The following is a 13,568-nucleotide window of genomic DNA, read 5'->3' on the forward strand; positions in this document are numbered from 1 at the left end:
GCCCGCTGCTCTTCCCACGGCCCGGAATCGGTCAGGATGGAGGCATGTCCGACGCCTTCATCACCCGCACGATCGACGTCAGCACCGGTTCCTCGGAGACGGTGCGCGACCTGACAGGAGACTGCGAGGAGTTCCTGCGCACCGGCGCCCGCGGCCGCGACGGCCTCCTCCATGTGTTCGTGCCGCACGCGACGGCCGGCATCGCCGTGCTGGAGACCGGCGCGGGCAGCGACGACGACCTGCTGGCCGCCCTGCGCGACCTGCTGCCCGCCGACGACCGCTGGCGGCACCGGCACGGCAGCCCCGGACACGGCCGAGACCATGTCCTGCCGGCCCTCGTCCCGCCGCACGCGACGCTGCCGGTCATCGGCGGACGGCTGGAGCTGGGCACCTGGCAGTCCGTGTGCCTGGTCGACACGAACAGGGACAACCCGGACCGCAAGGTGCGGCTGTCGTTCCTCGGATAGCACCGGCAGTCCCGTGCCATCACGGCTCCCGGGCCTCCCCGCACGCGGACCGGGACGTCGCCCCGTACGGCCCCGGCGCCCTCGCACGGTCCGCGCACGGGACCGGGACGGCGGTACGGCCGGATCCGTACCGGGACCTCGCGGCGGACGGGCCCCGGGACCGGCGGGCGCCGGGCGGGGGCCATGGTCCCGTGCACCGCGGGAACGGACGCCACGCCAGTGCGATCCGGGGATTCCGGGCTCTCCGGTGCTGCCGCGCCCGGGCCGGTTCCCCGGTCACTCGTTCTTCTCGGCGCTGTCCTCCTCCGCCGCGCCGGGCCGGTCCTCACGGTGCCGGCCGCCCGGCAGGAACTCCTGCACCTTGGCCTTGAAGCCCTGTTTCACCATCGAGCCGCGGTCGCTGTCGCCCTGGAGGATCGCGGAGGCCGCGGCCTCGATCTGGTCGAAGGACGCGTGCGGCGGGATGGGCGGCACAGCCGGGTCGGTGCGGAAGTCGATGACGAAGGGCCCGTCCGCGGCGAGCGCCCGGTCCCAGGCGGACTCGACGTGCTTCGGCTTCTCCACCCGAACGCCGTCCAGTCCGAGGTTCCGGGCGATCTCGGCGTAGGGCAGGTCCGGGATGTGCTGCGACTCCTCGAACTGCGGGGCACCGGACATGGCCCGCATCTCCCAGGTGACCTGGTTGAGGTCCCCGTTGTTCAGCACGGCGACGATCAGCCGCGGATCGGACCACTCGCGGCAGTACTTCGCGGCCGTCACCATTTCCATCATGCCGTTCATCTGCATGGCGCCGTCCCCGACGAGGGCGATGGCGGGCCGGTCCGGATGCGCGAACTTCGCACCGATGGCGTACGGCACGCCCGGACCCATCGTCGCCAGCGTGCCGGACAGCGAGCCGCGCATCCGGCCGCGCAGCCGCAGATGCCGGGCGTACCAGTTGGCGGCGGAGCCGGAGTCGGCGGTGAGGAGGGCGTCGTCGGGCAGCTTGCCGTCCAGGGCGTGCACCACGTACTCGGGATTGACCGGGTCGGCGTCCACGGCGGCGCGCCGCTGCATGACCTCCCACCAGCGGGCGACGTCCTTCTCGATCTTCTCCCGCCAGCCGCGGCTCTCCTTGCGGTGCAGCCGGGGCAGCAGCCGCTGCAGCGTCTCGCGGGCGTCACCGACGAGGTTCACCTCGAACGGGTAGCGCAGACCGATCATGTGCGGGTCGATGTCGATCTGCACCGCCCGCGCCTGGTCCAGCTCCGGCATGAACTGGGTGTAGGGGAAGCTGGAGCCGATCATCAACAGGGTGTCGCACCCCTGCATCAGCTCGTACGAGGGGCGGGTGCCCAGCAGTCCGATGGAGCCGGTCACACAGGGCAGGTCGTCCGGCAGCACGTCCTTGCCCAGCAGGGCCTTGGCCACACCGGCGCCGAGCACGTCCGCCAGCCGCTCGACCTCCTGTCGTGCCCCGCGGGCGCCCTGCCCGATCAGGACGGCGACCTTCTCACCGGCGTTCAGCACATCGGCGGCCCGCTGGACGTCCTCGTCGGCCGGCACCGGCGCGTAGTGCCCCAGGCCCAGGCTGGACGGCACCATCTTGAACGCGTGGGTGGGCGGGGAGTAGTCCAGCTCCTGCACGTCGGCGGGCAGGATGATCGCGGTGACGGTGCGCTTGGCGTACGCGGTGCGGAACGCCCGGTCGATCAGGTTCGGCAGTTGTTCCGGCACCATCGCCGTCTCGCAGAACTCCGAGGCGACGTCCTTGTAGAGGCTCTGCAGGTCCACTTCCTGCTGGTACGAGCCGCCCATGGCGCTGCGGTTGGTCTGCCCGATCAGCGCCACGACCGGAACGTGGTCGAGCTTCGCGTCGTAGAGGCCGTTCAGCAGGTGGATCGCGCCCGGCCCGGACGTGGCCGCGCACACGCCCACCCGGCCGGAGAACTTGGCGTATCCCACCGCCTGGAAGGCGGACATCTCCTCGTGCCGGGCCTGGACGAACTTCGGCCGGTTGCCGGCCCGGCCCCAGGCCGCCAGCAGGCCGTTGATCCCGTCGCCGGCGTAGGAGAAGACATGCTCCACGTCCCAGTCGCGCAGTCGCTGGAGGATGTAGTCGGACACCTTCGAGCCGGCCATGGGTACTCCGTTTCATTCCCGGGACTTCCGCGGTACTTCCCGCGGGCCCGTGACTTCCGCGGCGGGTCACGGACACGGCTGCGGGTAACCCCCGGCCGCGGGCGGAAACGTCGGTCCCGCACCGGAGGGGGTGACGGCGCGGCCGGTGTTCCGCCCGCCCGCGCGCCCGGCTCCGGTGCGGGCCGGGCCCGTCCCGGCTGCCGCGTACGCCCGGCCGCCTCCCGGCGCGGCGCGGTCCTTCCGCGGCCGGGGTCAGTCCTCCTTGCCCGGCAGGTGCACCTCGGCCGTATCGGGCCGGTGGCCCGGCATCGAGGAACCGGCGGTGGCCTCGCGGTGCAGCCGCAGGAACTCCAGATAGCGCTCGTACTGGTCGAGGATGTTGTCGATGAGCTGCTCCTTGCTGTAGCCCATCACGTCATAGCCCTGGCTGCCGTCGGTGAGGTGCACCTCGAAGCGGACGTACGTGTCGCGTTCGGTGACCGTGCGCATCGCGAACGCCGGGGTGGGCACCTCCACCGGCCAGAGGCGGTAGAAGAAGACCTCGGCCCCGCCCATCGGGATGCGGATCTCCGTGTGCGGCAGCCCGGCCTCCTCGTCCGTCCCCTCCACGACCGACGCCTCGACCCCCTGCCGGCCCAGCTCCTCCGCCACGTCCGCGAACGCCGGGCGGCACACCTGGTCCAGGAATCTGACCGCCGCCCGCCTGCTGGGGAAGCTCATGGCCCGCCCGAGGCGCTGCCGCCAGGTGCCCTCCGTGGCCGGGCCGAGGTGCGGGGCGGGCCCGGAAAGCGACGACGGCAGCGGGGTCCTGGACGCGTCCTGCCGCATCCGTTCGATGCGCAGCGCCTTGTACAGGCCCCAGATGATGAGGAACATCACGAAGGAGAAGGGCAGGCCCATGATGATGGTCGCGTTCGTCAACGCCTCCACGCCGCCGACGAGCAGCATGGCGAGGGTCAGCAGCCCGGTCGCCGACGCCCAGAAGATGCGCACCCAGGAGGGAGCGTCGGTGAGCGGGGTCGGCAGGTGCGAACTGAGATTGCTCATCACCAGCGCGCCGGAGTCCGCCGAGGTGACGTAGAGCAGCAGCCCGACGAAGGTCGCCAGCCCGGCGCTGAAGGTCGCCCCCGGATACTGCGCGAGCAGCTCGTAGAAGCCCTGCTCGGGGGTGGTGGCGGCGGTCTCGCCGAACTCGGCGTTGCCGGACCGCACCAGGGCGAGCGCGCTGTTTCCGAAGACGGACAGGAACACCAGGGTGAAGAGGAAGGGGATCACCAGCGTCGCCGCGACGAACTCCCGGATGGTCCGGCCGCGCGAGATCCTCGCCAGGAACAGCCCGACGAACGGCGCCCACGCGATCCACCACGCCCAGAAGAACAGCGTCCAGGCGTTGAGCCACTCGGTGGGCTGGTCGTACGCGAAGGTGTTCAGCATCATCGACGGGAAGCGGCTGACGTAGTCGCCGATGTTGAGGACGAGGCTGTTGAGGAGCCGGATGGGGCTGGAGACGAACAGCATGTAGAGCATCAGGGCGACGGCCAGGACGACGTTCAGCTCGGACAGCCGCCGGATGCCCTTGTCCACGCCCGCCACGGCCGAGGCCGTCGCCAGCACCACGGCGACGGCGATGAGGCCGATCTGCGCGGCCGTCCCCTGCGGGATGCCGAAGAGGAACGTCAGCCCGTAGTTGAGCTGGACGACGCCGATGCCGAGGGACACGGAGATGCCGAAGACCGTGCCGATGACGGCGGCGAGGTCGACCGCGTCCCCGATCCGTCCGTGGATGCGCTTGCCGATGATCGGGTACAGCGCCGACCGGATCGCCAGCGGGAGGCGGTAGCGGAACGAGAAGTAACCGAGGGCCATGCCCATCAGCGCGTACATGCCCCAGCCGGTGATGCCGTAGTGGAACAGCGTCCACACCACGGCCTGCCGCGCCGCCTCGACCGTCTCCGCCTCGCCCTCGGGCGGGGCGAGATAGTGGCTGACCGGCCCGGCGACGGAGAAGAACATCAGGTCGATGCCGATGCCCGCCGCGAACAGCATGGTGGCCCACGCGAACAGGCCGTAGTCCGGGGTGGAGTGCTGCGGGCCGAGCTTGATGGTCCCGTACCGGGAGGCGGCGGCGTACACCACGAACAGGAGATACAGGGTGGCGGCGAGGAAGTAGTACCAGCCGAAACCGGAGGAGATCCACCCCACCACGACGCCGATCGTGCTCTCCGCGCCCTCCGGCGTGATGATCGCCCAGACCGAGATGGCCAGGATCAGCACGGACGACCCGAAGAAGACGACGGGCTTGAGCCGTGTGCCGCTCTCTCCATCGGTTGACACGAAGCCGGCTCCCCTGTGTGCGGTACGCAGTCCCGTCCTCGCGCGTCCGGGCGGCGCGTGGCGGGTGGTAGGCAGTGTCGGCCGCGCCGGCCGCCCAGTCCAGCACCGCGCGGTCCGTGTCGGCGCGGGGTGTGCTCGAACGGGCCAACGCGGATCCTCGTGCGCTCGGCCGTACATGAGATCCCGTCAGCCGCCGTGGAACCAGCGGCTGAGCGCCACCCGCAGCCGCCGGGCCCGTGACGCCTTGCCGGCGTCCGGGCCGGGCAGCCGGAGCGGCCGCGGGGACTCCTTCAGCGCCAGTGTCCAGCGCTCCCGCGGGGACAGCGGCCGGCGCCCCTCGTCCAGGCCGCCCTGCACGCTCTGCCGGACCTCGCCGGTCTCGTCACCCCGCTCGATGCGCTCCAGGTCGTGCGCCTGGAGCCCCAGGCAGACGCTCCTGGTCAGCAGGAAGGCGGCCACCGGGCCGGCCACCAGGGCGACCCGCAGGACCCAGGTCAGGGCGTTCAGCGAGATGTCCAGCGTGTACGCGACGACGTCGTTGCCCCCGGCCAGCAGCAGCACGCCGTAGAAGGTGATGCCCGCGGCGCCCAGCCCGGTCCGGACCGGGCGGTTCCGGGGGCGGTCGCACAAATGGTGCTCCCCGGTGTCGCCCGTCACCCATCTCTCCAGGAACGGGTAGAGATACAGGCACAGGAACAGCAGCGCCGGCAGGATCACGGTGGGGACGAGGACGTTCCACACGAGGGTGTGGCCCCACAGCGTGGTCTCGAAGGGCGGCATGAGCCGCAGCGAGCCCTCCAGGAAACCGACGTACCAGTCCGGCTGCGAGCCGGTGCTGACCTGGTCGGCACGGTACGGGCCGTAGTCCCAGACCGGGTTGATCTGCGCGAGCCCGCCCAGCAGGGCGAGCACCCCGAAGACCATGGCGCACAGTCCCGCGGACGACGCGGTGAACCCGGGGAAGGCGGGCTTGCCGACGACGTTCCGGTTCGACCGGCCGGGCCCGCCCCACTGGGTGTGCTTCAGGTACACGACCAGGATCAGATGGACGACGACCAGGGCGAGCAGCAGGCCCGGGACGAGCAGGATGTGGGTCACGTACAGGCGCGGGACGATGTCGTGCCCCGGGTATTCGCCGCCGAACAGGAAGAACATCAGATAGGTGCCGACGACCGGGATCGACAGCAGCAGGCTCTGCACCACCCGCATGCCGGTGCCCGACAGCAGGTCGTCGGGCAGCGAATAGCCGCAGAAGCCCTCGACGACCGCCAGCAGGAACAGCGTCAGCCCGATGACCCAGTTCAGCTCCCGCGGCTTGCGGAACGCCCCGGTGAAGAAGATGCGCAGCATGTGCAGGCCGATGGCGCTGACGAAGACCAGCGCCGCCCAGTGGTGCATCTGCCGGATCAGCAGCCCGCCGCGCACGTCGAAGCTGATGCGCAGGGTGGACGCGTAGGCCTCGGAGACCGGGACGCCCCGCAGCGGTTCGTACGAGCCCTCGTACGGGACCTGGCTCATGCCCGGGTTGAAGAACAGCGTGAGGAACACCCCGGTCAGCACCAGCAGGACCAGGCTGTACAGGGCGATCTCACCGAGCAGGAACGACCAGTGGTCCGGGAACGCCTTGCGCAGCAGCGCCCCGCCCTCGGCCGCGGGCAGCCGGCTGTCCAGCGCCCGGAATCCCGTTCCGGTCGGCCGCCCGGCCTTCGCCCCGGGCCTCCCCTTCCGCCGCGCGAACAGCATCCGCCGCGCCCCTTCCTGTCAGCCGGTCAGCGGTCGTTGTGCTGGAAGACGAATCCGGCGATGCCGGGAGCGACGACCCCGATGCCGATGAGGAACAGCCACAGCCCGTAGACCATGCCCAGGCCCAGCAGCGCCGTGCCGGCCGCGGTGAGCACCGGGTAGTAGCTGCGCGGGGAGAAGAAGTCCACCGGCCCGGCGCCCTCGTGGACCGGTGCTTCCCGGGTGTCCTGCGGCCGCTTGCCCGCGCGGGCCCACTGGACCCAGAGGAAGGCGGCGACGAGGGAGGCCATCAGGAAGGAGACCAGCAGGACCGCGGTGCCGGCCGGTTCCAGTGACCCCCAGGCGTAGACCGCGGTGACAGCGGCGAAGAACACCGCCACGCCCGTGAACAGGTACGCCTCCGTCTTCACCGGTCCGCCCGCTTCCCCGCCGGATGGCCGGACGAGCCCGTGGGGGGACGGTGCCCGGCGCCCGCCGTCTCCGGATGGTGCAGGTCGAAGGCGGGCGACTCGGAGCGGATCCGGGGCAGGGCGTGGAAGTTGTGCCGGGGCGGCGGGCAGCTGGTGGCCCACTCCAGGGACCGTCCCCAGCCCCACGGGTCGTCCGTGGTGACCCGTTCGCCGTACCGCGCCGTCTTCCAGAGGTTGTAGAGGAACGGCAGCGTGGACAGTCCGAGCAGGAAGGAGCTGATGGAGGAGATGGTGTTGAGGGCGGTGAACCCGTCGGCGGCCAGATAGTCGGCGTACCGCCGGGGCATGCCCTGCTCGCCCAGCCAGTGGTGGACGAGGAAGGTGCCCTGGAAGCCCACGAAAAGCGTCCAGAAATGGATCTTCCCGAGCCGTTCGTCGAGCATCTTCCCGGTGAATTTGGGCCACCAGAAGTAGAAACCGGCGAAGGTCGCGAAGACGATCGTGCCGAACAGGACGTAATGCAGGTGCGCCACGATGAAATACGTGTCGGTCACGTGGAAGTCCAGCGGCGGGGAGGCGATGAGCACGCCGGTGAGACCGCCCAGCAGAAAGGTGACGAGAAAGCCGGCCGACCAGAGCATGGGGGTCTCGAAGGACAGCGAGCCCTTCCACATGGTGCCGATCCAGTTGAAGAACTTCACGCCGGTGGGTACGGCGATCAGAAAGGACATCAGGGAGAAGAACGGCAGCAGCACACCGCCGGTGGCGAACATGTGGTGGGCCCAGACGGTGGCCGACAGCCCGGTGATGGCGATGGTCGCGCCGATCAGCCCGAGGTATCCGAAGACCGGTTTTCTGCTGAACACCGGAATGATCTCGGTGACGACACCGAAGAAGGGCAGCGCGACGATGTAGACCTCGGGATGGCCGAAGAACCAGAAGAGGTGCTGCCACAGCAGGGCACCGCCGTTCGCGGGATCGAAGACGTGCGCGCCGAACCGCCGGTCCGCGTACAGCGCGAACAGCGCCGCCGTCAGCACGGGAAAGGCGAGCAGCGCCAGGATCGAGGTGAACAGCACGTTCCAGGTGAACAGCGGCATCCGGAAGACGGTCATGCCCGGCGCGCGCAGGCAGACGATCGTGGTGATGAAGTTGACCGACCCCAGAATGGTGCTCAGTCCGGCCACGATCAGTCCGACCGTCCACAGGTCACCGCCGGTGCCGGGAGAGAACTCCTGCCGGTTGAGGGGCGCGTACGCGAACCAGCCGAAGGCCGCCGCGCCGTTCGACGTGAGAAAGCCGCCGACGACCATCAGCCCGCCGAACAGGAACACCCAGTAGGTGAAGGCGTTGAGCCGGGGAAAGGCGACGTCGGGGGCGCCGATCTGCAGCGGCATGACGGCGTTCGCAAAGCCGGTGAAGGTGGGGGTCGCGAACAGCAGCATCATGATGGTGCCGTGCAGGGTGAACAGCTGGTTGTACTGGTGCTCGGAGACGATCTGCATGCCCGGCCGTGCCAGTTCGGCCCGCATCAGCATCGCCATGAGCCCGGCCAGCAGGAAGAAGGCGAACGACGTCACCAGGTACATGTTCCCGATCACCTTGTGATCGGTCGTGGTGAGCCACCGCACCACCGCCCTGCCCACCCGCAGCGACCGCTCACCGGCCGGAGGCGGAGCCGCCGCCTCCTGTTCCGCCTCCACGCTCATCCGACCTCCACACCACCGGGCTGCCTCGGAGCCCGGTGCCCGGAGCGACGCGATCCATGCCCGGCCAGTGTCCGGAAAAGCGCCGCCGGCTCCGGTGCCGCCACGCCTGCGCGGGCCTGCGGGTCACCCGGACGCGGAGCCCCGCGGCCCGCGGCCCGGGCGGCCGGGCCCGGCCGTACCAGCCGGGCCGGCTGCTTGCCCAGGGCCGCCCGTGCCGCCGGACGGCACACGCGGAGACCGGGCCGGCGGCCTGTCACCGGCCGCCGGTGACGGCCGGCTCAGCGCGGTCCCGTGATCCAGTCGAGGGCCGCCCGGGCGTCGAACTCCCGCTGCCCGCCCGCGAACAGCAGCCCGGCCGCTGCGAACGCCGGATCGCCGGCCGTCTCCGGGACGTACGGAACGGCGACGCAGCGCATCCCGGCGCGCCGGGCCGCCTCGGCGCCGGGCGGCGCGTCCTCCAGCACCACACAGTCGGCGGGGGCGGCCCCGAGCCGGCGCGCCGCCTCCAGGAAGACGTCCGGCTCCGGCTTGCCGCGCGCGACCTCCTCCGCCGACACGGTCACCGGGATCAGCGCGTCCAGCCCCGTCACCGCGAGGACCGCCTCGATCGCCGCCCGGGAGGAACCGGACGCGACCGCCATCGGCACCCCCGACGCGTGCAGCGCCTCCACCAGCTTCCGCATCTGCGGGAAGACCTCGGTCGCGGCACCGGCCAGCTCCAGATAGAGCCGGTTCTTCCCGGCGAGGAGTTCCCCGAGGGGAGCGTCCAGGGCGTACCGGGCGCGCAGCGTCTCCAGCGTCTCGCGGGTGCCGATCCCGATGAAGCGGGTGTGCTGCGCCCAGTCGAAGTCGTGCACGCCGTACCGGGCGAGCAGCCGGCGTCCCGCCTCGTAGTAGTTCGGCTCGCTGTCGACGAGGGTGCCGTCGAGGTCGAAGATCACGTGCGGGGTGCCGGACGGGGCGTTCATGGCTCCAGCATGCCAAGGGCGCCGCCGCCGGCCGGCAGCGGGCGCCCGCCGCTCAGGCCGGGCGCCGCGCCGCCCGGCCGACCGACTCCACCAGCGGCAGCATCCGGTACGGCACGCGGCGGCGCAGCGCCACGTCGGTACGGGTGCGGACCACGCCCGGCAGCTGGATGAGCTGCTGGATGACGTCCTCCAGATGCCCGTTGTCGCGGGCGACGACCCGGGTCAGCAGGTCCCCGCCGCCGGTCACCGAGAACGCCTCGATGATCTCCGGCACCTCGGCCAGCGCGTCCCCCACGTCCACGAGGTGCCCCTGGGTGACCTCGATGTGGACGAACGCCAGGACCGGGTGGCCCAGGGCGGCGGCGGAGAGGTGCGGCCCGGAGCCGGTGATGACACCGTCCCGTTCCATACGCTCCAGACGCGCCTGGAGTGTTCCGCGCGCGATGCCCAGCAGGCGGGCGTACTCCCGGACGCTGGTGCGCGGCTGCTCCAGCAGCAGCCGCAGGATGCGGGTGTCGAGCGAGTCCACGGCGGCCATGGGCCAACGGCTCCCTTGAGGTCGGCGAAAATCCTCGATCACTGTACCAATGGCCCAGCACGGTGTGGCTGAGTTGAGCCAATGTCCCGCCAGATGCTTTCCTGTTCGTATCGATGGCGTTGCGCTGGGCTGCGCCGGACGGCAAGGAAGCCGGTCCGGGCCCCGCAGCGCCTTTCCCATGTGTGCCACGGACGCCCGGCAGCGGCGTCCGCCCCGTGCCCCGCGGCGACGCGGCCGGCACGGGTGACGCGGAGGAAGAGACACGACACGGGTGAAGCAGAGGAAGCAGAAGGGGGACACCGCTGTGCCGCGACCGACCCGGGGAGCCGTCCCGCTGCTCCGCACCATGTTCACCGCCCCGGACCCGGGCCTGCTGCGGCTGCGCGTCTCGCTGCGGGCGGTGCTCGGCATCGGGCTCGCGATCGCTGCCACCGGGGCGTCCGGGCTCTCGCTGTCCGCCTCGATCACCAGCGGCCTCGCGGCCCTGCTCGCCCTCTTCACCGTCGGCGACGCCACCGTACGGCGGCAGGCGGTCACCACCGCGCTCCTGCCGGTCGCCGGACTCCCGGTGCTGGCCCTGGCCACGGCTCTGCAGGAACTGCCGCCGGCGCGCGACGCCGCGTTCCTCGCCGTCGTCTTCGGCGGGGTGTACGCCAGGCGCTGGGGTCCGCGCGGCCACGCGCTCGGCATCTTCGCCTTCATGATGTTCTTCGCCGTGCAGTTCCTGCACACGGAGCCCGCGCAGCTGCCCGGGCTGGGCGCGGCCGTCGTGCTGGCCGTCGCCGTGGCTGGTGCCGTGCGCTTCGGTCCCTGGTGTCTCGAACGCCGCACCCCGCCGGCGGCCGTGCCCGCGCCGCCCGGCGGCCGGGGCCTGTCCCGGCCGACCACCCGGCAGGCGTTCCAGGCCACCGTCGCCTGCGGGCTGGCTCTCGCGGCGGGGCAGATCCTCTCCGGCGACCGCTGGTACTGGGCCGTCGGCGCCGCCTGGTGGATCTTCGTCAACACCGCCTCCCGCGGCGAGACCCTGGTCCGCGGCTGGCGGCGGGTGTTCGGCACACTCGCGGGCATCGCGGCCGGGTTCGTCACCGCCCTGCCGCTGCACGGCGCACCGGTGCCGACGGCGGTCGTCGCAGCCGTCTGCGTCTTCGGCATCTTCTACACGGCCGCGCTGTCCTACAGCTGGATGATGTTCTTCGTGACCGTCATGGCCGGACTCTGCTACGGCCTGCTCGGCGTGCTCGACCCGGCGCTGCTCGTGCTGCGCCTGGAGGAGACGCTCGCCGGGGCCCTGGCCGCCGCCCTGGCCGTGGCCGTGGTCCTGCCGGTGACGACCCACGCGGCGACCGACGGCTGGATCCAGCGGGCGCTGATCTGCGTACGCGCCTGTACGGCGGAGGCGGCCCGCGGGCTGGCCGGGGACCCCGGGGCGGATCCGGCCCGCCGCGTCGCCGAGCTGGAGCTGCTGCTCGGGCGGGTGCGGGTGTCCGTGGCCCCGCTGCTGCACCCGCTCAGCCCGCTGACCGCACGCCGGAGCCGGGCCCGGCGGATCGTCACCCTGCTCGACGAGTGCGCCGGCCAGGTCCGCGAGCTGGCGGCGATCGCCGCCGACCGCGACGCGGGCCACGACTCCCGGCTCACCGCGGCCTGCCTGCGGGTGGAGGCAGCCGTCGAGGCGCTGCTGACCCCGGGCGCGGTACCTCCTGCGGCCGCGCAGGCGCCCCTCGGCACCGATCGGGCGCTGGCCTGTCTGCACGGCCTGGAGGCGGCGCTCCTGCGGCTCGCGGCGCCCGTCAAGAGCTCGCCGCGCTCACCGCTCGTGCCGTTCTGAGCACCGTCCGGGCCGGCCTCCCGGAGTCCGGCGAAGCATGGTACAGAGCCTGATACAGTCTGCCGCGTCACAGCGGGCAGGACCAGCGGAAGGCCGGACCATGGGCGGCGGCAGGGCGGCGAGGGCGTACATCGGGTCGTTCACCTCGGCGGGCGGACACGGCATCACCACGGCGTCCGTCGGCGCTGACGGCTCACTGGGCGCGCTGCACAGCACCCGCGCGGTCACCGACCCCTCGTTCCTGGCGCTCTCCGCCGACGGCGGGACGCTCTACGCGGTCAGTGAGACCGAGGACGGGGCCGCCGTCGCCCTGGACCTCGGGGCGGACCGCGACCGGCCCGCCCCGATGGGCCGGGCCGTGCCCGTCGGCGGCGACTCGCCCACCCATCTGGCCCTCGCGGCGGACCACCTGGTCACCGCCAACTACGGCTCCGGCAGCGTCTCCGTACTCCCCGTCCGCGAGGACGGCGGCCTCGGCGCACCCACCGCCGTACACCGGCACCGGGGGAGCGGCCCGAACACCGGACGCCAGGAGGGCCCGCACGCGCACGCGGTGCTGCCCGACCCCTCCGGGCGCTGGGTCCTGGCGGTGGACCTCGGCACCGACTCCGTGTACGTCCACGCCCTCGACCCGCGGACCGGGTCCCTCAACCCGCACCGTGAGACGGAACTGCGGCCTGGCAGCGGCCCGCGGCATCTGGTGTTCCACCCCGCGGGCGACCGGGCGTACGTGATCAACGAGCTGGAACCGACCGTCACCGCCTGCCGCTGGGACGCGGAGACCGGCGAACTGACGCCGGCCGGGGAGAGCCCCGTGGTGCCGGCCGGCGCGGAGGGGGAGAGGTTCCCCTCCGAGATCGTGATCTCGCGGGACGGCCGCTTCCTCTGGGCCGCGAACCGGGGACACGACAGCATCGCCGTGCTCGCCCTGGACGGCCCGGCCGGAACGCCCCGGCTGGTCACCACCGTCGGCTGCGGCGGGCACTGGCCGCGCCATCTCGCGCTCGGCCCGGACGGCGGCACGCTGTACGCGGCCAACGAGCGCTCGGGGGACGTCACCTGGTTCACGGTGGACCCGGCCACGGGCGTTCCCCGGCGCTCGGGGTCCCTGGAGGCCCCGGCCGCCTCCTGTGTGGTCTTCGGCCGGCCCGAACGGGCCTGACCGGACTGGACCGACTGGACTGGACCGACTGGACTGGACCGACTGGACTGGACCGACCGGACCGACCGGACCGACCGACCGGACTGGCTGGGCCGGACTGGACTGGTCCGCACCGTCTGTCGCGGCTGGTCCGGCCCCGGCCGGCTCGTCCGACCGCTGCCGCCCCGACCCGCCCGGGTTGATCCGGTCCGGCGTCCGACCGGCCGGGCCCGCCCCGGCTCGGCCCTGTCCCGGCTCGGCCCTGTCGCGTTCCGGCCCGGCGGAATCCCGCGGCGGCCCACGGAAGCG

At 72.2% G+C, this 13,568-nt stretch carries 10 protein-coding genes; 3 read left to right on the plus strand and 7 right to left on the minus strand.

Features of this window, described 5'->3' with window-relative positions:
• Window positions 1–44 precede the first annotated feature (44 nt).
• Window positions 45–467: a YjbQ family protein gene (locus GCU69_RS06630; protein WP_098750471.1), complete on the plus strand. Its 423-nt coding sequence runs from the start codon at window positions 45–47 to the stop codon at window positions 465–467.
• Window positions 468–743: 276 nt separating this feature from the next.
• On the opposite strand, the gene GCU69_RS06635 is transcribed toward GCU69_RS06630, so the two are convergent.
• The 7 genes from GCU69_RS06635 to GCU69_RS06665 form a co-directional block, all read right to left on the minus strand.
• The gene (locus GCU69_RS06635) at window positions 744–2,588 is read right to left on the minus strand and encodes a thiamine pyrophosphate-requiring protein (protein ID WP_098750470.1); all 1,845 of its coding nucleotides are present in this window, start codon (window positions 2,586–2,588) and stop codon (window positions 744–746) included.
• Between the two features lie 252 nt (window positions 2,589–2,840).
• Window positions 2,841–4,922 carry a choline BCCT transporter BetT gene (gene betT / locus GCU69_RS06640; RefSeq protein WP_180268690.1) on the minus strand — a complete coding sequence of 694 codons (2,082 nt, stop codon included), beginning with the start codon at window positions 4,920–4,922 and terminating at the stop codon, window positions 2,841–2,843.
• A 186-nt stretch (window positions 4,923–5,108) separates the two neighbouring features.
• Window positions 5,109–6,665, minus strand: coding sequence for a cytochrome bc1 complex cytochrome b subunit (gene qcrB, locus GCU69_RS06645; RefSeq protein ID WP_156205387.1), 1,557 nt, complete (start codon window positions 6,663–6,665; stop codon window positions 5,109–5,111).
• Between the two features lie 26 nt (window positions 6,666–6,691).
• A complete protein-coding gene (gene ctaF / locus GCU69_RS06650; protein WP_098750467.1) occupies window positions 6,692–7,075 on the minus strand; it encodes an aa3-type cytochrome oxidase subunit IV in 384 nt (127 codons plus the stop codon).
• Complete coding sequence (ctaD, locus tag GCU69_RS06655; protein WP_098750466.1) at window positions 7,072–8,784, minus strand: aa3-type cytochrome oxidase subunit I; 1,713 nt, start codon at window positions 8,782–8,784, stop codon at window positions 7,072–7,074. The genes ctaF and ctaD overlap by 4 nt, the downstream gene beginning before the upstream one ends.
• A gap of 278 nt (window positions 8,785–9,062) precedes the next feature.
• Window positions 9,063–9,752, minus strand: coding sequence for an HAD family hydrolase (locus tag GCU69_RS06660; protein WP_098750465.1), 690 nt, complete (start codon window positions 9,750–9,752; stop codon window positions 9,063–9,065).
• A gap of 52 nt (window positions 9,753–9,804) precedes the next feature.
• Window positions 9,805–10,290: an Lrp/AsnC family transcriptional regulator gene (locus GCU69_RS06665; RefSeq protein ID WP_098750464.1), complete on the minus strand. Its 486-nt coding sequence runs from the start codon at window positions 10,288–10,290 to the stop codon at window positions 9,805–9,807.
• A 346-nt stretch (window positions 10,291–10,636) separates the two neighbouring features.
• Here GCU69_RS06665 and GCU69_RS06670 point away from each other — a divergent pair, with 346 nt between their 5' ends.
• On the plus strand, window positions 10,637–12,118 hold the full coding sequence (locus GCU69_RS06670; RefSeq protein ID WP_176604540.1) for an FUSC family protein: 1,482 nt from the start codon (window positions 10,637–10,639) through the stop codon (window positions 12,116–12,118).
• A gap of 100 nt (window positions 12,119–12,218) precedes the next feature.
• Window positions 12,219–13,280 carry a lactonase family protein gene (locus GCU69_RS06675; RefSeq protein WP_156205388.1) on the plus strand — a complete coding sequence of 354 codons (1,062 nt, stop codon included), beginning with the start codon at window positions 12,219–12,221 and terminating at the stop codon, window positions 13,278–13,280.
• Window positions 13,281–13,568 lie beyond the last annotated feature (288 nt).

It is taken from the genome of Streptomyces lycii, from assembly GCF_009735685.1.
GTDB classification, from domain to species: Bacteria; Actinomycetota; Actinomycetes; order Streptomycetales; family Streptomycetaceae; genus Streptomyces; species Streptomyces lycii.